Origin of the sequence: Streptomyces sp. cg35 (genome assembly GCF_050410835.1) — a bacterium.
In the GTDB taxonomy this organism is placed as follows: domain Bacteria; phylum Actinomycetota; class Actinomycetes; order Streptomycetales; family Streptomycetaceae; genus Streptomyces.
The window spans coordinates 7,920,382-7,942,823 of sequence record NZ_CP191268.1 but is presented as its reverse complement, the minus strand read 5'-3'; the positions used below and the strand labels follow the sequence as shown (position 1 = coordinate 7,942,823).

General features: G+C 73.1%; 22 protein-coding genes. 15 read left to right on the top strand and 7 right to left on the bottom strand.

Going from position 1 to position 22,442, the window contains the following annotated elements; all coding sequences use genetic code 11:
- The first annotated feature begins 41 nt into the window (after positions 1–41).
- On the top strand, positions 42–167 hold the full coding sequence (locus ACQUQD_RS36660; RefSeq protein ID WP_428956514.1) for a hypothetical protein: 126 nt from the start codon (positions 42–44) through the stop codon (positions 165–167).
- Positions 168–283: 116 nt separating this feature from the next.
- Positions 284–967, top strand: a complete 684-nt coding sequence (locus tag ACQUQD_RS36655) for a glycerophosphodiester phosphodiesterase (protein ID WP_428956513.1) — start codon at positions 284–286, stop codon at positions 965–967.
- Here the strand turns inward: ACQUQD_RS36655 and ACQUQD_RS36650 are convergent, their stop codons facing one another.
- The gene (locus tag ACQUQD_RS36650; RefSeq protein WP_428956512.1) at positions 968–1,522 is read right to left on the bottom strand and encodes a GNAT family N-acetyltransferase; all 555 of its coding nucleotides are present in this window, start codon (positions 1,520–1,522) and stop codon (positions 968–970) included.
- A gap of 79 nt (positions 1,523–1,601) precedes the next feature.
- Between ACQUQD_RS36650 and ACQUQD_RS36645 the strand changes: the two genes are divergently transcribed.
- The gene (locus ACQUQD_RS36645) at positions 1,602–1,994 is read left to right on the top strand and encodes a VOC family protein (protein WP_428956511.1); all 393 of its coding nucleotides are present in this window, start codon (positions 1,602–1,604) and stop codon (positions 1,992–1,994) included.
- Positions 1,995–2,122: 128 nt separating this feature from the next.
- Positions 2,123–3,535: an NAD(P)/FAD-dependent oxidoreductase gene (locus tag ACQUQD_RS36640; RefSeq protein WP_428956510.1), complete on the top strand. Its 1,413-nt coding sequence runs from the start codon at positions 2,123–2,125 to the stop codon at positions 3,533–3,535.
- On the opposite strand, the gene ACQUQD_RS36635 is transcribed toward ACQUQD_RS36640, so the two are convergent.
- Positions 3,528–5,000, bottom strand: coding sequence for a PucR family transcriptional regulator (locus tag ACQUQD_RS36635; RefSeq protein ID WP_428956509.1), 1,473 nt, complete (start codon positions 4,998–5,000; stop codon positions 3,528–3,530). The two genes, ACQUQD_RS36640 and ACQUQD_RS36635, sit on opposite strands and share 8 nt — an antisense overlap.
- 89 nt (positions 5,001–5,089) lie before the next feature.
- Here ACQUQD_RS36635 and ACQUQD_RS36630 point away from each other — a divergent pair, with 89 nt between their 5' ends.
- The 5 genes from ACQUQD_RS36630 to ACQUQD_RS36610 all read left to right on the top strand — a co-directional run bounded on the left by ACQUQD_RS36630 (position 5,090) and on the right by ACQUQD_RS36610 (position 11,607).
- Entirely contained in the window at positions 5,090–6,079 is a 990-nt protein-coding gene (locus tag ACQUQD_RS36630; protein WP_428956508.1) for a DUF917 domain-containing protein, read from the top strand.
- Positions 6,076–7,416, top strand: coding sequence for a hydantoinase/oxoprolinase N-terminal domain-containing protein (locus ACQUQD_RS36625; RefSeq protein ID WP_428956507.1), 1,341 nt, complete (start codon positions 6,076–6,078; stop codon positions 7,414–7,416). Before ACQUQD_RS36630 ends, ACQUQD_RS36625 begins: the two co-directional genes overlap by 4 nt.
- A 114-nt stretch (positions 7,417–7,530) precedes the next feature.
- Entirely contained in the window at positions 7,531–8,937 is a 1,407-nt protein-coding gene (locus tag ACQUQD_RS36620) for a purine-cytosine permease family protein (protein WP_428956506.1), read from the top strand.
- 38 nt (positions 8,938–8,975) lie between these two features.
- Positions 8,976–10,544 (top strand): hydantoinase/oxoprolinase N-terminal domain-containing protein, encoded by a 1,569-nt coding sequence (locus ACQUQD_RS36615; protein ID WP_428956505.1) that lies wholly within the window; start codon positions 8,976–8,978, stop codon positions 10,542–10,544.
- A complete protein-coding gene (locus ACQUQD_RS36610; protein ID WP_428956504.1) occupies positions 10,537–11,607 on the top strand; it encodes a DUF917 domain-containing protein in 1,071 nt (356 codons plus the stop codon). Before ACQUQD_RS36615 ends, ACQUQD_RS36610 begins: the two co-directional genes overlap by 8 nt.
- 29 nt (positions 11,608–11,636) lie before the next feature.
- Here ACQUQD_RS36610 and ACQUQD_RS36605 read toward each other — a convergent pair whose 3' ends face one another.
- Together ACQUQD_RS36605 and ACQUQD_RS36600 are read right to left on the bottom strand one after the other, a co-directional pair.
- On the bottom strand, positions 11,637–12,170 hold the full coding sequence (locus ACQUQD_RS36605; RefSeq protein WP_428956503.1) for a MarR family winged helix-turn-helix transcriptional regulator: 534 nt from the start codon (positions 12,168–12,170) through the stop codon (positions 11,637–11,639).
- Positions 12,171–12,198: 28 nt separating this feature from the next.
- A complete protein-coding gene (locus ACQUQD_RS36600; RefSeq protein ID WP_428957743.1) occupies positions 12,199–13,908 on the bottom strand; it encodes an FUSC family protein in 1,710 nt (569 codons plus the stop codon).
- A gap of 176 nt (positions 13,909–14,084) precedes the next feature.
- Here ACQUQD_RS36600 and ACQUQD_RS36595 point away from each other — a divergent pair, with 176 nt between their 5' ends.
- The 6 genes from ACQUQD_RS36595 (at position 14,085) to ACQUQD_RS36570 (ending at position 18,325) form a co-directional block, all read left to right on the top strand.
- On the top strand, positions 14,085–14,636 hold the full coding sequence (locus tag ACQUQD_RS36595) for a DUF5134 domain-containing protein (RefSeq protein WP_428956502.1): 552 nt from the start codon (positions 14,085–14,087) through the stop codon (positions 14,634–14,636).
- A 126-nt stretch (positions 14,637–14,762) separates the two neighbouring features.
- On the top strand, positions 14,763–15,698 hold the full coding sequence (locus tag ACQUQD_RS36590; protein ID WP_428956501.1) for a M56 family metallopeptidase: 936 nt from the start codon (positions 14,763–14,765) through the stop codon (positions 15,696–15,698).
- Positions 15,699–15,732: 34 nt separating this feature from the next.
- A complete protein-coding gene (locus ACQUQD_RS36585; protein ID WP_428956500.1) occupies positions 15,733–16,404 on the top strand; it encodes a phosphatase PAP2 family protein in 672 nt (223 codons plus the stop codon).
- Positions 16,405–16,437: 33 nt separating this feature from the next.
- The gene (locus ACQUQD_RS36580; RefSeq protein WP_428956499.1) at positions 16,438–17,133 is read left to right on the top strand and encodes an HAD family hydrolase; all 696 of its coding nucleotides are present in this window, start codon (positions 16,438–16,440) and stop codon (positions 17,131–17,133) included.
- A gap of 167 nt (positions 17,134–17,300) precedes the next feature.
- The gene (locus ACQUQD_RS36575; RefSeq protein WP_428956498.1) at positions 17,301–17,525 is read left to right on the top strand and encodes a hypothetical protein; all 225 of its coding nucleotides are present in this window, start codon (positions 17,301–17,303) and stop codon (positions 17,523–17,525) included.
- A gap of 146 nt (positions 17,526–17,671) precedes the next feature.
- Positions 17,672–18,325: a hypothetical protein gene (locus ACQUQD_RS36570; protein WP_428956497.1), complete on the top strand. Its 654-nt coding sequence runs from the start codon at positions 17,672–17,674 to the stop codon at positions 18,323–18,325.
- Here the strand turns inward: ACQUQD_RS36570 and ACQUQD_RS36565 are convergent.
- From ACQUQD_RS36565 to ACQUQD_RS36555, 3 genes are all read right to left on the bottom strand, one after another.
- Positions 18,297–19,436 carry a hypothetical protein gene (locus ACQUQD_RS36565; RefSeq protein WP_428956496.1) on the bottom strand — a complete coding sequence of 380 codons (1,140 nt, stop codon included), beginning with the start codon at positions 19,434–19,436 and terminating at the stop codon, positions 18,297–18,299. The genes ACQUQD_RS36570 and ACQUQD_RS36565 overlap by 29 nt on opposite strands.
- 415 nt (positions 19,437–19,851) lie before the next feature.
- Entirely contained in the window at positions 19,852–21,165 is a 1,314-nt protein-coding gene (locus ACQUQD_RS36560; RefSeq protein ID WP_428956495.1) for a pentapeptide repeat-containing protein, read from the bottom strand.
- Positions 21,166–21,256: 91 nt separating this feature from the next.
- Positions 21,257–22,429, bottom strand: coding sequence for an epoxide hydrolase (locus tag ACQUQD_RS36555; RefSeq protein ID WP_428956494.1), 1,173 nt, complete (start codon positions 22,427–22,429; stop codon positions 21,257–21,259).
- Positions 22,430–22,442 lie beyond the last annotated feature (13 nt).

The following is a 22,442-nucleotide window of genomic DNA, read 5'->3' as shown; positions in this document are numbered from 1 at the left end:
GGCCGCATCCCTGTCCCGCGCCGCATGGGAGTGCGTCAGCCGTGAGTACCCGCGCCGTCCTCGTCGCCGCCGTCATCACCGGACTGCTCCTCGGGGTGGTGGGGGCCAGAGGGGACGACTCCGGCCACGCGCGCCGCGGCGGGCCGGCGGCGGAGGCGGGCCGCTAGCGGAACCGGACAGTACGGTCCCCCGGATGCCGTCCGATCCGCCGGGCAGGCTCTAGGCTCGGGGCCTGTCGCGTGCGCGCGACAGCCGAGTCGCCGTCGACGGAAGCGAGACAGTCTTGAACTTCCTCACCATCGGGCATCGCGGAGCCATGGGTGTCGAACCCGAGAACACCCTGCGGTCCTTCGTCGCCGCCGAGCGGGCGGGACTCGATCTCATCGAGCTCGATCTGCATCTGAGCAAGGACGGCGCGCTCGTCGTCATGCACGACGCCGACGTGGACCGCACCACGGACGGCACGGGTCCCATCGCCGAGCAGACGCTCGCCGAGCTGCGGACGCTGGACGCCGGACGCGGTGAGCGAGTGCCGGTCTTCGAGGAGGTCCTCGACGCTGTGAGCGCCCCGCTGCAGGCGGAGATCAAGGACATCGCGGCGGCCCGGGCGCTCGCCGAGGTGCTGCTGCGCCGCGATCTGGTGCACCGGGTCGAGGTGATCTCGTTCCACGACGAGGCCGTCGCGGAGATCGCGCGGCTGGTGCCCGGGGTGCGGACGGCGCTGGTCGCCAGCCGTTACGGCACGGACGTCGTGGAGCGGGCCGTGGCCGTCGGCGCCACGACCCTGGTCCTCAACATCCGGCGCCTGACGCAGGAGATCGTGGAGCACGCCCGCAAGGCCGACCTGCGGATCATCGGCTGGGTGGTGAACACCCAGGACGATCTGCGGCTCGTCCGGGCGCTCGGCCTGGACGGAGCGACCACCGACTACCCGGAGATCAAGCGGACCGGCCGCTTCACCGCCTGATCACACGAGCGGCTTGACCAGCAGCTCGAACTGGAGGTCGGCGCGCTGCGGCACACCGAAGCGCTCGTCGCCGTACGGGAAGGGGCTCATCTTTCCCGTACGGCGGTAGCCGCGCCGCTCGTACCAGGCGATGAGCTCCTCGCGCACCGAGATCACCGTCATGTGCATCTCGCGCACGCCCCACGTCGCGCACGCCGTGCGCTCCGCCTCGGCGATGATCACCTTGCCGAGACCGGCGCCCTGGAGGGCGGGGCTGACGGCGAACATCCCGAAGTAGGCGTGGTCGCCGCGGTGCTCCAGCTGGCAGCAGGCGACGATCACGCCGTCGCGCTCGACGGTCAGCAGGCGGCTGTCGGTGTGGTTGACGACGTCGAGCACGCCCTGCGGGTCGGTCCGCTGGCCTTCCAGGATGTCCGCCTCCGTGGTCCAGCCGGCCCGGCTGTCGTCCCCGCGGTAGGCCGACTCGACGAGCGCGACGAGCGCGTCCACGTCGGCCTCGGTGGCGTCGCGGAAGCTCAGGCCATCGGTGGCGGGGTGCGGGGCGGCGGCGGTCATGGGCGGCTCTCCGATCTCGTACGGGCTGGGGCCTGTCGGCGCCGTCGAGGTTAACCCGGTCGCACTACTGTGCGTCGGCATGGTTCATGTACTGAGCAGCAGGGTTCTGATCACGCCCGGCGATCCGGAGCGGTCGCGGGCCTTCTACGGCGAGGCGCTGGGCCTCGCGGTGTACCGGGAGTTCGGGACCGGGCCCGAGCGGGGCACGGTGTACTTCCTGGGCGGCGGGTTCCTGGAGGTGTCGGGGCGGGCCGAGCCGCCGGTGAAGCCGGGCCTGCACCTGTGGTTGCAGGTGGCGGACGTGCGGGCCGCGCACGAGGAGCTCACGGCGCGGGGCGTGCCGGTGCTGCGGGAGCCGCGGACGGAGCCGTGGGGTCTGGTCGAGATGTGGATCTCGGATCCGGACGGCACCCGGATCTGCGTGGTCGAGGTTCCCGAGGAACATCCGATCCGTTACCGGCCGGGCATCTGACGTGCGGTGACACGGTGTGCGTCGCAGGATGGCGCTGAGTCAGGGGATTCGGCGGCGCCGATCCGGATACATGACCGGCAGCGCTCCTCGCCTGTCCGCACACCGTCCAGCCCAGGAGAGATCCGACCATGACCGCTCCCCGTACCTCGACCGTGCCCCGGATTCTGATCATCGGCGGTGGGTTCGCCGGGATGGAGTGCGCCCACAAGCTGGAGAAGGAGCTGAAGCCCGGGGAGGCGGTGCTGAAGCTCGTCAGTCCGATGGACCACCAGCTCTATCTGCCCCTGCTCCCCCATGTGGCGTCCGGTGTGCTGACCCCGCAGTCGGTCGCGGTGCCGCTGCGCCGGATGCTGCGCCGCACCGCGATCATTCCCGGCGGCGCCGTCGGCGTGGACCCGAAGGCGAAGGCCGTCGTCGTCCGGAAGATCAACGGCGAGACCGTCGTCGAACGCTACGACCATCTGGTGCTGACGCCGGGCAGTGTGACCCGGCAGTTCGACATCCCCGGCGTCGAGGAGCACGCGGTCGGCGTCAAGACGCTCGCCGAGGCGGCCTGGATCCGCGACCACGTGATCTCGCAGCTGGACCTCGCGGCGGCAAGCTCGGACCCGGCCGAGCGGGAGGCGCGGCTGCAGTTCGTGGTGGTCGGCGGCGGGTACGCCGGCACCGAGACCGCGGCGTATCTGCAGCGCCTGACCACCTCGGCGGTCAAGCGGTACCCGGGGCTCGACCCGCGCGGGATCAAGTGGCACCTGGTCGACGTGGCACCGAAGCTGATGCCGGAGCTGGGCGACCGGCTCGGCGACAAGGCGATGGCGATCCTGCAGCGGCGCGGCCTGCACGTCTCCCTCGGGGTGTCCGTGGCGAAGGCCACCGAGAACACCGTGACGCTCACCGACGGGCGCGAGCTGCCCTGCCACACGCTGATCTGGACGGCCGGTGTCGCGCCGAGTCCGCTCGTCGCGACGCTGAACGCCGAGACGAACCGGGGCCGCCTCGTCGTCACCCCCGAGCTGACCGTGCCGGGTCTCGACGGGGTCTTCGCGCTCGGTGACGCCGCGGCGGTGCCGGACGTCGTCAAGGGCGGGGACGCGATCTGCCCGCCGACGGCCCAGCACGCGATGCGACAGGGCTGGGCGGCGGCCCGCAATGTCCTCGCGGCGGTACGCGGCACCCCGCTGACCCCGTACCGCCACAAGGACCTCGGGCTCGTCGTCGACCTCGGCGGCATCCAGGCGGTGTCGAAGCCCATGGGGGTGCAGCTCACCGGGCTGCCCGCCCAGATCGTGGCGCGCGGCTATCACCTGGGGGCGCTGCGGACGCTGACGGCGCGTTTCCGTACGGCGGCGAACTGGGGTCTGAACGCGGTCGCGGGCGACGACTTCGTGCGCACCGGCTTCCAGCGGAACCGGCCCGCCACGCTCAAGGACTTCGAGATGACGGACGCCTATCTGTCGCCGGAGGAGGTGCACGCGGCGGTGACCGCGCACGTCGCGGGGCAGGCGATGACGCCGCAGAAACCGGATCTGCCGATCAACTGACACCGCGGTCGGGCCGCATCCCGGACAGCCGCGCGCGGCACGCGAGTTGCAGCGCGAGGCGGGTCTCGGGGTCGGCGAGGTCGGCGCCCGTGAGGTCCGCCACGCGGCGGATGCGGGCGCCGACCGCGTTGCGGTGCAGGTGGAGGGTCTCGGCGGCGCGGGCCGGCGAGTTGTTGTGGTCGAGGTAGGCCTGGAGCGTGCGCAGCAGCGGCTCGGCCTTGTCCGGCCCCAGCTCCAGGACGGGAGCGAGGAGTTCACCGGTCGCCTCGTGAGCGGTGTCGGAGGCGTACCACTCCATGAGCATCCGGTCGAGGCCCGCCGCGTCGTGCGCGGTGACGGACGTGCCGTCGGGCGGCGCCTGGAGCGCGGCGCGGGCCTCGCGGGCGGAGGTGCGGATGCCGAGGGGGCCGCGGTGCGGGGCGCCCAGCCCGCCGCGCAGTGCGGCCTCGGGGTGGCGGGTGCGCAGCCCGTCCAGGGTGCGGCGGGCGAGGGCGAGGACCGCGCGGCGGGCGTCGGGGCCCGGGGCCGCGGGCCGGGTGCCGAGCAGGACGAGGGCGTCGTCGACGAGTGCGGCGTGCCATTGGGTGCCGTCCGCGGGGGCCCGCAGCCGGTTCAGGGCTTGGGGGGCGAGGCCGTCGAGGAGCCGGTAGCGGTCGGCTGCGGGCAGGCCGGGGGCGGCCACGCGCAGCGCGGTGTGGTGGCCGTCGACGGGCAGGCCGAGCGCGCGGCCGCGGACGGCGAGGCCCGGGGCCCGGTCCTGCGGCGCGGCGAGGAGTTCCGCCAGCAGATGGCCGCGGGAGCGGACGGGGACGTCGCCGTGGCCGCCGCCGGCCGCCGCGAGGGCCGTCGTCGTCAGGACGCAGCGCACCGCGGTGCCGAGGTGGCCGGGGCGGGCCGGGGCCGCGAGGGCGATCTCCCCGTCGGGGCCGGGGGCGCTCGCGCCCGCTTCGCCGGGCCCCGGGGCGCGCCGCTCGACGGGGATGCCCAGTGCTTCGGCGGCGGTGGCGGCGGCGCGCTCCGGGTCCCCGGCGACGCCCGGCAGGCGCTCGGCGGCGTCGGCGACCCGGGCCAGCGCGTCGGCGGCGTCCCCGGCGACGGCCCGGTCCACGGCGACGACCAGCGCGGCGAGGTCGCCGGTGGCGCCCAGCACGGCGACGCGGCCGCGGTCGGCGAGGGCGCGGACCGTGGCGGAGGCGGCCCCGTCCGGCAGTGCCCGGGCCTGCTCGTCGGCGGTGAGGACGATGCCCGCCGCCCCGGCGGCCGCCGCGTCCCGTACCGCGACGTCCAGAAGGTGACCGGGGACGGCCGACAGCAGGATCACGACGGTGCCGGGCGGGGCGTCGGGGAGGCGGTCCGCCCGGGTCTCCAGGCGCACGCCGGTCACCTCGGTGGCGGTCAGCGGACCGGCGAGGTGGCGCAGGCCGGTGAGGCCGGGGGCGGTGAGCAGATCGGCGAGCGCGGGCATGCACCGAAGTGTGCTCCAAGCACATCCTCGGGCTCAAGCCTGTGCTGATGGCCCATGGGACCGTGGGCCTGGCTCCGTACGCTGATGTCATGCACCTGGACGCAGAAGCGCTCGCCGACTTCGCGCGGGGCTGTGCCGTCCTCGGGTCCGGGGGCGGCGGCCCCGTCGCCGACACCGTGCCCGTTGCCGCGCAGGCGATCGAGGAGTGCGGCCCGGTGCCCGTCGTGGCGGCGGACGCGCTGCCGGACGACGCGCTCGTGATGCCCGTCAGCCTGGTCGGGTCCCCGGCCGTCGCCGCCGAGCGGATCGGCGGCCGTGCGGAGCCCGGCCGGCTCGCGGCGCGCGTCGAGGCGCTGCACGGGCGGCCGGTGGCGGCCGTGATGTGCGGCGAGATCGGCGGCCAGAACGGCTGCTTCACCGTCGCGTGGGCGGCCCGGCTCGGCGTCCCGCTGCTGGACGCGGACGCGATGGGCCGGGCCTTCCCCCGCATGGACCAGACCGTGCTCGAACTCGCCGGGCTCGCCGCCTCCCCCGCCGTGCTGGCCGACGAACACGGGCGCACCGTCGTGCTCGACCACGTGGACGGGCCCTATTTGGAGGAGCTGGTCCGGCCGGTCGTCGCCGCGTTCGGCGGGCGCGTCGTCTCCTCGGACTATCCGCTCGCCGCGGGCCAGGCCGCCCGGCACGCGGTGACGGGCTCGGTGACGCGGGCGCTGGCGCTGGGCCGGGGCGAGGGGCCGCGGCCGGTCCTGACCGGGAAGGTGGCGTCGGTGCGGCGGCCCGGTGACGGCGCGGCCGGTGTCCTGCTGGAGGGCGCCGGGGACGACGCGGGGCGGCTCGTGCTGCTGGAGGCGCGCAGCGAGTTCGTCGTGGCGATGGAGGACGGCAGGCCGCTGGCGCTCGTGCCGGACGTCATCGCCCTGATCGACGAGCGCACCGGCTGGGCGGTGCCGGTCGAGGAGGTCCGCTACGGGCTGCGGGTGCGGCTCGTGACGTTCCCGACGGCGCCCGTCTGGTACTCGGCGGCGGGGCTGGCCCTGGCCGGGCCCGCGGCCTACGGGCTGGAGGTGGCGCGGTGACCGTCGCGATCGGGGTGGACGTGGGCCCCACGAACACCGACGCGGTGCTGCTCGTCGACGGGCGCCCCGCGCACGCCGTGAAGGTTCCGTCGCGGCCCGGTGACACGGTCGGCTCGCTGGTCGGCGCCGTCGGGGAACTGCCGTCCGCGCAGCGGGCCCGTGCCCGGACGCTCGCGGTGGGCCTACGGGACGCCGCCCGCGCCGTGACCGGGCGCTCGGGGCTCGCTCAGGTGGGCGTCCTGCGGATCGGCGGCGCGTCCGCCGATGCCGTACGACCCCTGTTCGGCTGGCCCGAGGAGCTGCGGTCGGCGGTGTGCGCCGGGGTCGCCGACGTGGCCGGCGGCAGCGGGCTCGCGCCGCTGGACGGTGCACCCCTGGACGAGGCGGCGGTGGCCGCGTTCGGCGCCGAACTGGCGGGCCGAGCCGAGGCGTTCGCGGTCAGCTCGGTGTTCGCCCCGGTCGACGGCGCGCAGGAGCGGGCCGCGGCGGAGATCCTGCGCGCGCAGGCCGGGCCCGACGTGCCGGTGCTGCTGTCCGGCGCGATCGGGTCGCTGGGGCTGCTCCAGCGGGAGAACGCGACGGTGCTCGACGCGGCCCTGTGCCTGCTGGTGGCGCGGGTCGCCGACGATCTGACGGCCGCGCTGCCCGGGCTCGGGCTCGCACCGGACGCCGACGTCCTGGTCACCCGGCACGACGGCACCCTGATGAGCCTGGAGTATCTGCGCCGTCAGCCCGGACTGAGCCTCGGCTCGGGCCCGGCCTGCACCCTGCGCGGCGCCGGTCTCCTCGCCGGGATCGGGGACGCCGTCGTCATCGACGTCGGTGAACGGCGGGCCCGGGTCGGCGCGCTGACCGGCGGCTACCCGCGCGAGGCCGCGCCCGGCGAGCGCATCGGCGGCGTCCCCGTCAGTCTCCGCTTCCCCGACCTGCTGACCGTGGACGCCACCGCGCACCGCGAACTCGCCGAGGCCGCGGACCGGATGCAGCCCGCGGCGGACCGCGTCCCGGTGATCCTGGTCGGCGGCGGCGCCCCGCAGGTGCCGGACACGGCGCTGCCCGGCTGCGAGGTCGTGCGCCCCGGACACGGCGACGTGGCGGGCGCGTTCGGCGCCGCGGCGTCACCCGTCGGCGGCTCCTGCGAACGGATCGTCCAGCGGCCCGGCGCGCTCGACGCCGTACGGGACGAGGTACGGCAGCTGGCGCGGGCCAGTGCCGTGCGGGCCGGGGCCGATCCGCGCCGCGTGCGCACCGTGCTCGACCCGGAGGAATACGTGCCGTACCTCGCGGGCGCCGTGCTGTTACGCGCCCGCGCCTTCGGCCCGCCGTCCCCGCTCTGACCGCTCTCCCCCGCTCTCCCCCGCGTTCCGCATCTCCCTCTCGCCCCACGGCCGCCGTGCACCACGCCGCCGTGCGCCCCGTCCTGCCCTCATCCTTCGACAAGGACTGTCCCCATGACGAAGTCAGCGACCCGACCGTCCGCGCCGCCCGGCGCGGAGACCGCCCCGGAGACCGACGAGGACTACCCGCTGGAGCGCGTCCCGCAGGCCGCCCGCTACTCGTGGTTCAACGTGGCCGTGCAGCGCTTCGGCCAGCTCTCCGACCTCACCCAGTTCCTGCTCGGCGCGACGCTCGGCGCGGGCCTGTCGTTCTGGGGCGCCTTCTGGGCGTTCACGCTCGGCTCGGTGATCCTGGAGATCGTCTGCATCTTCGTCGGCATCGCCGGGATGCGCGAAGGCCTGTCGACCTCCGTCCTGGTGCGCTGGACCGGCTTCGGCCGCTACGGCTCGACGCTCATCGGACTGGTCATCGCGGTGAGCCTGTTCGGCTGGTTCGGCGTGCAGACCGCCGTGTTCGCCGCGGGCCTGCAGTCGATCGTGCCCGCGATACCGCTGTGGGCCTGGTGCCTGATCTGCGGCCTCGGGGTGACCGCCCTGGTGCTGCGCGGATTCCGGGCGATGGGCTGGACGGCCTTCGTCACGGTGCCGGCCTTCCTGGGGCTCGCCGGGTGGGCGATGACCGTGCAGATCTCCCGGCACAGCTTCGGCGACCTGGTCGCGTCGCCGCCGTTCGGCGCGCACATCAGCGTCGCCACCGGCGCCACGATCGTGGCCGGCTCGTACATCGTGGGCGCGGTGACCACGCCGGACATGACGCGCTTCAACCGCTCGACCGGTGACGTCGTCAAGCAGACCCTCGTCGGCATCTCGCTCGGCGAGTACGTCCTGGGCCTGGCCGGTGTGCTGCTCGCGTACGCCGTGAAGTCGTCCGACCTGATCGCGATCATCACGTCGAGCTCCGGCGTCGTCGGCGTGATCGTGCTGGTCTCCGCCACCGTGAAGATCAACAACTGGAATCTGTACTCGTCGGCGCTCGGCCTGATCAACGCGGTGGAGACCCTCTTCACGGTGCGCCTGGGGCGCGTCGCGACGACCGTCGTCATCGGTGTCCTCGGGTCGGTGGCGGCCGCGGCCGGGATCCTGGACCACTTCACCGGCTTCCTCACCGTCCTCGGCATCCTCACGCCGCCCATCGCCGGGATCATGGTGGCCGAGTACTTCGTGGTGAAGAAGTGGCGCCCGCAGCTGGACGCCTCGCGCCGCCTCGGCCGCCTCCCGGAGACGGAACCGTCCTGGGTGCCCGCCACGATCGCCGTGTGGGCCCTCGCCTCTCTTGTCGGCTGGCTCGGGGACCACTACCAGTGGTGGGGCATCCCCGCCCTCAACTCGCTCCTCGTGGCGGGCATCGGCTACGTCCTGCTCGGCCGGCTCGGTCTCGTCCGCGGTACCCGTGAGCTGCCCTTCGACCAGCCCGCACGAGCGGCCGCCCAGCTGGAGGCAGCCCCGGCCGCCACGCACTGAACACCCGAACTCCCGTACCGACAAAGGAAAGCAGCAGCATGCGCATCGGCATCGACGTCGGAGGCACCAACACCGACGCCGCCCTGCTCGGGGACGACGACCGGGTGATCTCGGCCGCCAAGTCGCCGACCACACCGGACATCACCTCCGGCGTGACGGCGGCGATCCGGGCCCTCGACCCGCCCGTGGACCGGGTGAGCGCGGTCATGATCGGCACCACCCACTTCCTCAACGCGCTGATCGAGGGCGCCCGGCTCGCGCCCGTCGCGGCGGTCCGGCTCGGGCTGCCCGCGACGGCCGCGCTGCCGCCGATGACGGACTGGCCCGAGCGCCAGCGCGCGGCGGTCGGCGGGCACGGCTATCTGTGCCACGGCGGCCGGGAGTTCGACGGCCGCCCGCTGTCGCCCCTCGATCCCGGCGAGCTGAGGCGCACGGCCGCCGACATCGCGGCCAAGGGGATCACGTCGGTGGCGATCTCCTCCGTGTTCTCACCGGTCGCGGAGGACGACGAGCGGCGCGCGGCACAGATCCTGCGGGGTGAGCTGGGCGACGGCGTGCACATCTCGCTCTCCCACGAGCTGGGCCGGATCGGCCTGCTGGCCCGCGAGAACGCGACGATCATCAACGCGGCGCTGCGCGACCTGGCCACGGTGATCGTCGAGTCCTTCGCCAAGTCCCTCGCGGAGGTGTCGATCACGGCGCCGTTCTTCCTGTCGCAGAACGACGGGACGCTGATGGACGTGGAGTTCGCGCGGACGTATCCGGTGGCGACGTTCGCGTCCGGGCCGACGAACTCGATGCGCGGCGCGGCGTTCCTGTCCGGGCTCCAGGACTGCGCGGTGGTGGACGTGGGCGGCACGACGGCCGACGTCGGCATCCTCGCGGGCGGCTTCCCCCGGGAGGCGGCGGGCGAGAGCGAGGCCGCCGGGATCCGCACCAACTTCCGTATCCCCGACGTGCTGTCGCTCGGCATCGGCGGCGGCTCTCTGGTCTCGCCGGAGGGCGACACCGGCCCGCGGTCGGTCGGCTACCGGCTCACCGAGGAGGCCCTCGTGTTCGGCGGCACGACACTGACGGCGACCGACCTCGCGGTGGCGGCGGGCCGCGCCGACATCGGCGACCCGGCCCGGGTGGCCCATCTGGACCGGGAGTTCGTGGACCGGGCACTGGACCGCATCGCTCATCGGCTGGCGGAGAGCGTCGACCGCATGCGGACGTCGGCCGCGGCGCTGCCGGTGGTCGCGGTCGGCGGCGGCTCCGTCCTCGTACCGGAACGGCTCCCCGGCTTCGACGACGTACGGCGTCCCGGGAACTTCGGTGTCGCGAACGCGGTGGGCGCGGCCATCGCGCAGGTCGGCGGCGAGGTCGACCGGGTCTTCCACGTGCCGCAGGGCACCCGGGAGTCGGTCCTCGCCGGGGCGCGGGAGGAGGCCGTGGCGCGCGCCGAGGAGGCGGGCGCGCGGCGCGGCAGTGTCCGCGTCGTCGACATCGAGGAGGTACCGCTCGCCTATCTGCCGGGCGGCGCGACCCGGATCCGCGTCAAGGCGGTCGGCGACCTCGACCTGAAGCACATCCCCGTCCGGACCGGAGTCACCGCCCATGCGTGAGATCACCCTCGACAACCTCGACGACATCGCGCGCGGCGCCGGGATCCTCGGCACCGGCGGCGGCGGGGACCCGTACATCGGCAAGCTGCTCGCCCGCGAGGCGATCCGCCGGCACGGACCGGTCAGGGTCGTGGACATCGACGAGGTGCCCGCGGACGCCACGGTCGTCCCGATCTCCGGCATGGGCGCGCCCACGGTCCTGCTGGAGCGGGTCCCGAACGGCGGCGAGGAACTGGCCGCGCTGCGTGCCCTGGAGAAGCACCTGGGCCGTCCGGCGACGCACATCGCGCCGATCGAGGTGGGCGGCGTGAACTCGATGCTGCCGATCGCCTGCGCCGCGCAGGCGGGGCTGCCGATCGTCGACGGCGACGCGATGGGCCGGGCGTTCCCCGAGGCGCAGATGGTGCTGCCCGGACTGATCGGCGTCACCAACTCCCCCATGGCGCTGGCCGACGACAAGGGCAACACGATCATCGTGGACGCGGTCGACAACCACGCGGCCGAGGCCGTCGCCCGCGCCGTCTGCACGGAGCTGGGCTGCCAGATCTCCTGTGCGGACACGGTGCTGCGCGGCGACCAGCTCGCCGACGGCCTGGTTCCCGCGACGCTGACCCTCGCCGAGCGCCTGGGCGCGGCGGTCCGCGAGGCGCGCGCCGAGCACGCGGATCCGGTCGGGGCGGCCCGCGCCCTCCTGTCGGGCGTCCACCTGCTCACCGGCAAGGTGGTCGACGTCAGCCGGCGCACCGAGGGCGGCTTCGCCCGCGGCCTCGCCGACATCGAGGGCGTCACGGGCGACGCGGGACGTTCCCTGCGGCTCGACTTCCAGAACGAGCATCTGCTGGCCACCCGGGACGGCGTGACCGTCGCGACGACGCCGGACCTGATCTGCGTCCTGGACAGCGAGACCGGCGACCCGGTCACCACGGAGGGCCTGCGCTACGGCCTGCGCGTGTCGGTCCTTGCGGCGCCCTGCGACCCCCGCTGGACCACGGCGCCCGGCCTGGACCTGGCGGGCCCGCGGTACTTCGGCTACGACGTGGACTATCTGCCCTTCGGGGGCTGACGCGGATCCGGCCGGGCGCGAGGCGGTCCTCAGATCCGGGGACCGCCGAGGCGCCCCTCCAACTGGGACAGCAGCTGCCCGAGGAGGGCGCTGAGGTCCGCGTCCCGGCCGCCGTCGAGGCCGGCGAGCACCGTCGCCTCGTACGCCAGCTGCCGGGGCAGGACCTCGTCGACGAGGTCCTGCCCCTGGTCCGTGAGACTCAGGTGCGACACCCGCCGGTCCCGGGTGTCGCCCCGCCGTGCGACCAGACCCCGCTCCTGCAGCTGCTTCAGCCGCTTGGTCACGGCCGCGCCCGACGAGAAGGTCTCCCGCGCCAGGTCGCCGGGGGTCAGTTCCCGCCCGGTGCGGCGCAACGTGCCGAGCAGGTCGAACTCGGGCCGGGTCAGTCCGGCGTGCCGCAGCGGCGCGTCCTCCGCCTGCTGCAGCAGCGCGGCACACCTGTTGATCCGGCCGATGATCTCCATCGGCCCGGTGTCGACGTCCGGACGGACGGCCTGCCACTGCCGTACGACGGACGACACGGTGTCGAGCGGCGCCGCCGCTGGGTCGTGCTGCGTGCTCATGCCTGCCTGACCGGACCTTCCTCGACCGTTACCGCTGTCCGCGGGCGCCGCTCGGGTCGCCCGCCCTGTCACCAGTGTCGTCGACAGCGGCGACCGGTCCGAGCGCCTGCCGCCGGACCGTCGCCGCGAGCGTACGGTGTCCGGTCCGCTCGGCGGTGATCACCCGGTCCTCCGGCAGGGCCCGCTGCCACCACTCGCCGGCCGCCGTGTCGGCGGCGGCGCGCAGCTCCACCAGGGCTCCGGCGAGCGAGCGCCGGGCGGTCTCCAGGGCGGCGTGCCCGGGCGCGTCCGAGGCGAGCGTGCGGTCGGCGGCGGCGCGGGCGGTGTCGACCCGGGCCAGTGCCGCCTCGATGTGGTCGCCGGCGCGCCGGTTGGTCACCGCGACGGCGGCGACCACGCCGAGCAGCGCCCCCACCAGCGTGTCGACGATCCGGTCGGTGATCAGCTCACCGGGTTCCTGGAACCGGGCGAACTCGGTGACGAGCAGGGCCATCGGGGTCACGCACAGGCTGCCCAGCCAGTAGTTCCGGGTGATGAGCGCCTCGGCCCCGAAGCTGAAGACGAGGCAGCAGAGCACCAGCGCGGCGGGGCCGAGGTGGGCGAACGGGACGACGGCGGCGAAGACGAGGACCCCTGCGAGGTTGCCGACGACGCGCTGGACGCCGCGGCTCCAGGTCAGGGTCACGTTGGCCTGGTAGAGCGAGGCGGCGGTGACCAGCGCCCAGTAGGGCCGTCCGATGCCGAGGGCGAGCGAGGCGTACCCGGCGAGGGCGCAGCCGACGACGGTGCGCAGGGCGACCGGCAGCAGGGGCGACCCGGGCCCGATCCGCCGCCACAGCGAGGGGGCGCCGCTCGCGAGTTCGGCCTCGACGCCGAGCAGTTCGTCGTCGATCCCGGCGATCCGGCCGGGCCGCGGCACGGCACCGGCGCCGCGCAGCCCGGCGGCCCAGGCGCGCAGCTGCGCCGCGTCCGCGTCGCCCGGCGCCGCGACGGCCACCTCCGCGCGGACGACGAGCCGCTCCAGGGCGCGCCGCGCGGCGGTCCGGGAGCCGGTGGCGAGCAGGGATTGCCAGGCGGCGTGCACGGCCGCCGCGGCGGCGCCGCGGGCGGGCGCGTGCTCGGGCCGCTCGGCGTAGGCGGCGGCCGCGTTCAGGGCGCGCGCGGTGGCCCGGCGCTCCGGGCCGTGGGGGCGGACGAGGGCGGGCGCCATTCCGACGAGCCAGGCGACGGCACCGGCGCCGAGGGTGAGCGCGAGATGGCCCGGCACCTGTCCGATGGTCTGCGGCGCGAACAGCGACGCGGAGCTGATGAAGGTGAAGATCAGGTGTCCGGGCGGGCCGATCCGGGTGGCGTCGCACAGCGTCTTCTGCGCGGCGGCGAGCAGCGCGCCCACCGCCACGAGGACGGCGGCGGACGAGGTGAGCGACGCGGCGACGAGGGCGACGGCGACGCTCGCGAACATCCCGAGCACCACTCCCGCCAGGGCCCGGGCCCTGGCCGCGTACGGCAGGTTGTGCCCGTACAGGGCGCAGAAGCTGCCGGCCATCGTGTACATCACCAGGTCGAGGCGGCCGAGGGCGAGCAGTGTGAGGTTCGGTATCGCGGCGGAGACGACGACGCTCGACGCCGGTTTGAACCAGATGTCCGACGGCTTGTTCGGACGCAGCACTCCGGCCAGCGGGAGCCGGCGGACGGTGACGGTGCGCGGGGAGGGCGGAGTCGGGGGTGTGCTGCTCATACTGCTCATACCTAAAACCTTAGCAGGTGTTTTACCTGTAAAAGATATGCGGGCGGGAAGCGGCCTCACCTCCCTCCGCGCGGCCGCGCGACCGTCAGTGCTCCCCTGCGCCGCCATACGCTCCCGCGTGCCCGGGCATCTCAACCAGAGCCGCTGGAGAAAGAGGGGGACCCGGGGTGCACGGACCGCTGTCGGCCGCCTGGCTGCTCGTCGCGCTGTGCGCGGCGACCGGCTCGTACTGCCTGCTGCGCATGCGCCGCGGCGCCGAGGACCAGCGCCGCACGGCGGGCGGGGAGGCGCTGATGGGGTTCGGCATGGCGCTGATGGCGGTGCCGGCCGCGGTCCTCACGCCGCCGGCCTGGGCCTGGATGCTCTACGCGGCCGTGTTCGGGGCCGCGGCGGTGCGCGCCCTGTGGGCGGCGCGGCGCGGGGCGCATCACCTGCATCACCTGGTGGGCACGTTCGCCATGGCGTACATGGCGGTGGCGATGGCGGCGCGCCCGGCGGCGCACGCGCACCACGGCGGGGCGGGCACCCCGGCACTGACCGGTCTGCTCCTCGCCTATTTCGTGGTGTACGTCCTGTGGTCCGGGGCGCGCCTCGTCCCCGCCGCGGCCGCGACCGCGAGCGGCCCCGCGCTCGCGGGCTGGGGCGACCGGCCGGAGCTGGCGCGGGCCTGCCGGCTCTCCATGGGGATCGGCATGCTGGCGATGCTGCTGACGATGTAGGGCCCGGGCGTCGCAGGACCGGGGCACTCCGCAGCCGCTCACCGGACCGTGAACGAAACCGTGGCGTACATCACTTGACGCGCCAGGCCATACCCCGGCGACGACCCGGCTCATAGGGTGACGACCATGACGGTCCCCGTAGCGCTGTTGCTGCTCGGCACCCTTCTCGCTGTCCTCGCCCCGCGACTGCTCGCGCGCGCCGACTGGCCGGAGCGGGAGCCGATCGTCGCGCTGTGGGTGTGGCAGTGCGTGGTGGCCGCGGTGCTGCTGAGCTGCGCCCTGTCGATGGCCCTGAGCGCGGCCGCGGCATGGCAGGCGGTGCGCGGCCATCTGTTCGCACCCGCTCCGCACGCGGTCGTGGAGGCATACGCGCTGCGCGCCTCCGGACCGTGGGCGGCCACCGTCGCCGTCGCCCTCGCGCTCGGCGGGGCATGGACCGCCGCGATGCTGGTGCGGGAAGTGCGCCGGGCCCGGGCGCGGCGCAGGCAGCGGCGGACCGAACTCCAGGTCCGCGCGCCCCTGTTGCCCGGCGAGGATCCCGGCTCGGACCGTCTGGTGATACTGGAGGGCGAGCGCCCCGACGCGTGGTGGCTGCCCGGCACCACACCTCAACTGGTCATCACCACGGCCGCGTTGCGACGCCTGAAAGGGCGTCAGCTGGACGCGGTGCTCGCGCACGAGATGGGGCACGCGCAGTGGCGGCACGACTGGCTGCTGCACTGTTCGGGCGCGCTGGCCGCAGGATTCCCCCAGGTCCCGGTGTTCGCCGCGTTCCGCGACGAGATGCACCGGCTGGTCGAGCTCGCCGCGGACGACGTGGCCTCGCGCCGTTTCGGCCGGCTCACCATCGCCCTGGCCCTGGTCGAACTCAACGAGGACCGCGGCGTGTTCGGACCGTGCCCGACGCCGCAGGCCCATGTCCCGCAGCGCGTGCACCGGCTGCTCACCCCGCCGTCGCGGCTGACCCCGGCCCGGCGCCTGCGGCTCACGGCGGCCGCCGCGCTGGTCCCCCTGATGCCGCTTCTGGTGACGTTCGTGCCGGGACTGCGCGCGTTGGGATAGTTTGCACGGCCCGCCATGGGTGAGGATCGTCTGCATGTATCCGGCGCAACTCGACTCCCCGCCCCGGTCGCACACTCCGCTCGCGGCGGCGCTCGCCCTGGCCAGTGTCCTGCTGCTGGTCCTCGTGGCGGTCCGCTGGAGCCCGCTGATGGGCCTGGACGGCGACATCGTGCGGGCCCTGCACCGGGAGGCGGTCGCCGAACCCGGTCTCACGCGGACCAACCGGGTCCTGACGGACTGGGTGTGGGATCCGTGGACGATGCGCGCGCTGATCGCGGTGGTCGCGGCGGGCGTGGTGTGGCGGCTGCGGGACCGGGTGCTCGGGGTCTGGCTGCTGGCGACGTGCCTGCTCGGCACACTCCTCCAGCAGGGGCTCAAGGCGGCCGTCGACCGGCCCCGGCCGGTGTGGCGCGACCCGGTGGACTCGGCGCACTACGCGGCCTTCCCCTCGGGTCACGCCATGACGACGGTGGTCGTGTGCGGGCTCGTGCTGTGGCTGCTGCGCCGGTACGCGGCCGGGCCCGTGCTGTGGGGCGCGGCCCTGGCCGTCTCGGTGGTCTCGGCGCTCGGCGTGGGCCTGACCCGGCTCTGGCTCGGGGTGCACTGGCCCTCGGACGTGCTGGGCGGCTGGCTGCTCGGGGCGCTGACGGTGACCCTGTCCACGACCGCGTACGAGAAGTGGCGTGCCCCGAACAGCCTCCCTTGACCGGCGACTTCGCCACACCACAGGATCGGACGCATGACGATCAAAGCGGTGCTCTTCGACTTCTCCGGGACGCTCTTTCGCATCGAGTCCACCGAGTCCTGGCTCCGTGCGGTGCTCGACGAGTCAGGGCTGACGCTGCCCGACGAGGACTTCACCGCCGCTGCGCGCGGGCTGCACGAGGCAGGGGCACTGCCCGGGGGCACCACGGACCATGTGGAGGTCCCCGCTCACCTCGAGGAGCTGTTCGCCGTCCGTGACGTGGACGCCACCCGGCACCGGGCCGCGTTCACGGGCCTGGCCCGCGAGGTTCCGCTCCCCGACGACCGGCTCTACGACGCCCTGTACGACCGTCACATGCGGCCTGCGGCGTGGCGCCCTTACCCGGACGCACTGGACGTCCTGTCGGTGCTGCGCGAGCGCGGGATCCCGGTGGGCGTCGTCAGCAACATCGGCTGGGACCTGCGTCCCGTCTTCGTGGAGCACGGGCTCGACCCGTACGTCGCCTCGTACGTCATGTCGTACCGGCACGGCGTCACGAAGCCTGACTCCCGTCTGTTCGCGGTCGCGTGCGAGGAGTTGGGCGTGGCTCCGCACGACACGCTCATGGTCGGCGACGACCGGCGGGCGGACGCCGGCGCCGCGGCACTGGGCTGCACGGTGCATTTCGTGGACCATCTGCCCACGGACCAGCGGCCCGACGGCCTGCGCCCGGTCCTGGATCTGCTTTAGCCGGCTGCGAGGAGCCGCGGTCGCGTCCGGCGCCACGGGCGCCTCTCCGCGCCGACGACCTGCGCCTCCCGGCCAGGGCCGTAGCTCAGTTCTTACTCAACTCGCGATTGGGTTCGCGCCTGGCGGGGGCATGATCGCTCCACTGTCGGGCGAACTGAGGAGGGGTCATGGCCAAGGCGGTGCGGGCTTCGTTGGGCGAGATGTGGATCACCTGTCAGGTGTGTCAGAGCGACCGCTTCCGCGAGCGGGGCGTGAAGCTCAACAGCACCGGTGGGGAGTTCTTCAACCTGGCCTGGGCGGACGAGACGGCGACGGGGCTGATCTGCTGGCGCTGCGGCTTCGTCCACCTCTTCGTCAACCGGGAGATCCAGTTGCACCGCGCAGAGAAGTGACAGCTCTGACACACCGGTTCACCGTCGTGCCCACGGGGCCTGCCTCATTTTCGTTGCCTGTGCGCGATGTTCGTCGTTTCTCGTTGGTGACCGCGCTTTCCTGTGGTTGCGTGCTGCGTGGTTGTCGTTCTTGAAGGACGTGTGTCATGTCTTCGGAGTTATGCCTTGAGTCGGCTCGCCGCGTCTGCGACGTGGTGGCGGGCGGTTCGCTGCCGGCGGGTTCGTCGGTGGCGGAGGTGGAGGCGCGGGGAGTGCGGGCGGTGCTGGCGGTCCGGCTGAATGCGGCGGAGGTCGAGCGGCGCCGGCAGGACGGCGTGGGGGCGGTGTTGGACGGCAGCGCGCTGGAGGGGCTGATGCAGCTCCCCGCCGGACTGCCGGTGCCGGTGTCGTCGCTGGCGCCCCGCGAGTGGTCGTCGCTGCGCCGCGCTCCTGGGCACGCGGTGGAGCGTGGTGACGGACAGGTGGTGCGTCGGCTGGTGGCGCCGCTGGAGGTGGATCTGGCGGTGGTGCGGTCTTCGAGTCCGGCCCGGAACGCGTTGAAGCGGGCGGGCCGGTTCGGCGCGTACGCGGCCTCGTCGGTGTGGCTGGACGCGTCGGCGGACGGGTCCGAGCTCCTGGTGACGGAGGCCGGTGTGTACGGTCTCGGGGTCGTACGCACCGGCCCCGGCGAGGCGCCGGAGTTGCTGGTGGCGCCCCGGTCGTCGTCGCGGTTCGGGCACACGTCCGCCGGCTGGCTGTTCGCGGAGCAGGTCTACGCGGAGTTGCTGAGGTCTAGTCAGGTTCTCCTGCCCACACCCTGAGCCAGCGGGGCGTGTCGAGAGCGCCGGGGTCCGCGAGTTCCTCGCGGAGCCGTTGATGGGCCTGGACCGCGTCCCGGCAGAGCTCCTGCCAGGCGTTGCGCCGGTCGGCGCCCGGGGCGGTCCGCTGGAGTTCGTCGGCCCACGGGAGCCAGGTGGCGAGGTTGTGGCGGTTGGCCTCTTCCTGGTCGTCGTAGGTGTGGTCGAAGCGCAGGAGGCTGCGGCCCTGGCAGACCGTGCAGTCGCAGCGGGGTGCGGGCAGCCTGCCGTAGTGGTCACGGAGCTTGTCCGCGTTGATGTAGTCCATGAGCTGCGGATGGAGGACGGCCGTGGTGACGTTGCTGCCGTTGCGGCGCGGTGGGCCGCTGTCCGGCGGTCTGATGTGGCGCTGCGAGGTCTGCATGCCGATGGAGACGAAGAGCGCGCCGTGGGCGTAGGCGTCGAGGCCGGCGAGGTCGGTACGGACGAGTGCGACGCGGTCGAGGCCGGTGATCAGCCTGCGGAGTCCCATGACGGAGCATCTGGTCCGGAGCGGGTTGTTGCTCGCGCCGAGGACGATGGCCTTGATGTGCGGCAGCTCGCCGAGTGCGCCGATGAGGTGGTCGAGGTCGTCGGGTGTGCGCAGCCATCGCTGGTCGAGGGGCACGGTGAGGATGGTCCGCTGCGGGTCGATGTCCCGGACCGCCGCCACCGCGGCGTCGAGGGCGCGACGGTCCCCGGGCCCGAGGTAGCGGGTGGGCGTGAGGCTTGCGGCCGCTCCCTGGAGCAGCTGTCCCTCTTGGGTGCGTTCGAGTTCGTCGTCCTCGCCGAAGAGGGACGTCTGCCCGGGGTGGTTGCAGCTCTCCAGTTGGAACGGTTGGTCGGCTGTGGCGTACCGCGCGTAGCCTTCCGGGTCGACGAGCCGGAGCGGCATGTCCGGCGTGTGGCGGTCAAAAGTTCCGGCGGTCGCCAGTGCGTCCGCTCCGCAGAGGACGATTCCGTCGTGGGCGGCGGCTGCGAGAGCCGGGCTCTTGCCGCTTCTGACGACGGCGCGGGTGTGCACGAGGATCTTGTCCTCGAGTACGTCCCATGCGGGCCGTGCGCGGCGTAAGTGGTCGCCGGGCTGTCCTGTCATCCGCCCTCCCCCGGTCACGGATCGCGAAGTATCCGTTTCAAAGAGTGCAAGGGGCAGGTAGAGGCGGGCAAGAGGGCGTACAGCTCGGGCAGTTGGCGGCGCGGCCCGTTCATTTCGGCCCTGAGCGGGACGCCGCGACCCTGGCGATCTTGACGCTCTTCGCTCTCGTGGTCCCGTCCGGCCTTCAGACGCGTTGCGGTGTCGGGAAGCGGGGGGGGGAGTGAGGGGCGAGGCGTGGGCAGCGTCGCCGCGGGAGGTGGCGGAGGCTGCGTGGGTGCCGTTCGACGAGGTCCCGGAGCGGATCCCGGGCGGTGTGTACGGGCCGGTGCGGGATCATCTCAGGGACTCCCCTCACTGAAGCCCGCCCTCGCCAGCACGACCGGATGATGGCGCATGCCTCTGCCCATCGACTCGGTCACCGTCCGCCTGTGGGCGGCTCTTCGCCTGCCGCTCTGGCTGCCTCGCATTGTGCGATGCGGGCGCGTACTTGGGGGTCGCCGGCGATGTCTGGCGGGAGATTTGTGGATGTGTAGACCTTGGCCTGATGGATCTGCTCTGCGGTGAGGCCTTCGGTTTCGGTGAGGTCCGTCTTTTCGAGATCGGCCATGGTCAGGGTCGCGTGCTTCAGGTCGGCGCGGATCAGCCGGACGGTCGTGAGGTCGGCATGGAAGAGGTTGGCCCCTTTGAGTTCGGCGCCCGTGAGATCGGCTCCGGTGAGGTCGGCGTAGGGCAACTTCGCTTTGTTGAGCGTGGCCTCGGTCAGCTTGGCGTATCGGAGTACCGCCTTGAGCATGTGCGCGTCCTGCATCCAGGCGCCCTTGAGATTCGCCCTCGTCAGGTCCGCCTTCTCCAGTTGCGCCCCTGCAAGGACCGCATCCTCAAGGATGGCTTCCTGTAGCTTCGCGCCTCTGAGGTGTGCGTCTGTGAGCTGTGCCTTTGTCATCCACGCGCCTCTGAGATCAGCTTCGCTGAGGTCGCGCCCACCGGTCTTGATGCTGCGGAGGTCCGGCCGTCTGTTGCGCTGGGCGGTGTTTCGGCCAAGGACGTTGAGAGCGGCGCGCACTGGTTCCTTGAGGGGCTTGAGTACAGTGACCGGCCCTGCGGCGGCCGAGTCCGGGTCGATGACGGATCGCGCCTCGACGTGTTTGTCGAGCGAGGTACGGACGTAGGCGGCGAGCACTTCGACCACGGTGGCGCTGTCCTTGCCGGAATCGCGCATGATGCGTTCGAGGGAGTAGATGCCGCCGAGCCGTTCATGGATCTTGTCGGATGCGAGGAGCTTGATGGCTTCGACGTAACGGCCGGTGACTTGCCCTTCGCGGGTGAGGTCGGCCTGCTCCCGGTCCTTGGAGACTGTGTGCAGGTGACTTCGATGGGTGTAGTACAGCCCGGCTCCTGCGATGATGCCGGCGGCGAGTGCGACGAGGCCGGTTCGGAAGCCGGTGATGACGACGCCGTCAGCGGGCTGGAGCGCTCTGCTGCGGATGTGGGCGCTGTCGAACCACCAGGGGCCCCGCCAGAACACGACGACGAAGGCCACTGCGCCGACGGCTATCAGGAGAGATGCTCTGACCGCGCGGTTGCGCAGCGGGTTCTCACGTCTTCTGCCTTGTGGGCGTCTGAAGCGGATGGCAACCCACGCCAGGAGGAGCGCGACCAGGCCTTCGATGATCCAGACCCAGGTCGTCAGCGGGAGGCCTGATGGCCAGGAGAGCGCGGCAGGAGACATAGGCCAAGATCCTGTCGGACTGCCGCTTCCCGCGGGAGCTGAACACCGCATTTGCCGCAGGCGGTGATCGAGTGCCGGCACCGAGCCGCGTTCACCGATGAGCGGCCAGCACTGCCGCGAGGCCCTCCTGCAGATCCTTGACGAAGAACTCGGGAACCTCCAGCGACGGGAAATGACCCCCGTTCTCCGGCGACCTCCACCGGACGATGTGCCGGTACCGCTCCTGTGCCCAGGGGCGCGGAGATTTCTCGATGTCGCGGGGATACATGGTGATCGCGGATGGGACGTCGACCCGAAGTTCGGGATCGAGCGAGTTGTGGCTTTCGTAGTAGATGCGGGCCGCCGATGCGCCGGTCCGCGTCAGCCAGTACAGGGTGACGTCGTCAAGAATGCGGTCTCGGGAAATCGTCTCGAACGGGCTGTCCTCGGTGTCCGACCACTCGGCGAACTTGTCGAGGATCCAGGCGAGCAGCCCGACCGGTGAGTCGACGAGCGAGTAGCCGATGGTCTGCGGCCGGGTCGCCTGCTGCTTCGCGTACGCCGCGCGGTGGCTCCAGAAATCGTGGGTCTCCTCGGTCCACTTGCGCTCGACCGCCGTCAGCCCGTCCGTCGTCAACCCGGGCGGCGCCTCCGCGAACAAGGTGTGGATGCCGAGAACGTGCGCCGGGAACCGGCCACCGAGGACCGTGGTGATATTGCCGCCCCAGTCGCCGCCGTGGGCTACGAACTTTCCGTAGCCGAGCCTTCCCATCAGCTCCACCCATGCGGCCGCGATCTTTTCGGTTCCCCACCCGATGGTGGCCGGCTTGTCGCTGTAGCCAAAGCCAGGCAGCGACGGGACCACGACGTGGAATGCCGGCGCGTCCGCGTCCTTCGGATCCGCCAACTCGTCCACTACATCGGTGAACTCGGCAATGCTGCCCGGCCAGCCGTGCGTCAGGATCAAAGGAGTGGCATCGGCGCGCGCGGACCGGCGGTGCAGGAAGTGGATGCCCAGATCATCAATGGTCGTGCGGAACTGGCCGATCCGGTTAAGGCGCTCTTCGAACGCCCGCCAGTTGTACCCGGTGCGCCAGTAGTTCACGACATCGACGAGGTCGGCGAGAGGAACGCCCTGCTCCCATCGGCGAGAGCCGGGCGCGGCGCCGTGGACCGTCTCAGCCTCCGGCAGTCGCGCCGCGGCCAGCCGCGCGCGCAGATCGTCGAGGTCGGCGTCGGTTGCGTGGGCTTCAAACGCGTGTACGTCGCTGGCGGGACGGGGCATGAGTCCTCCTGGC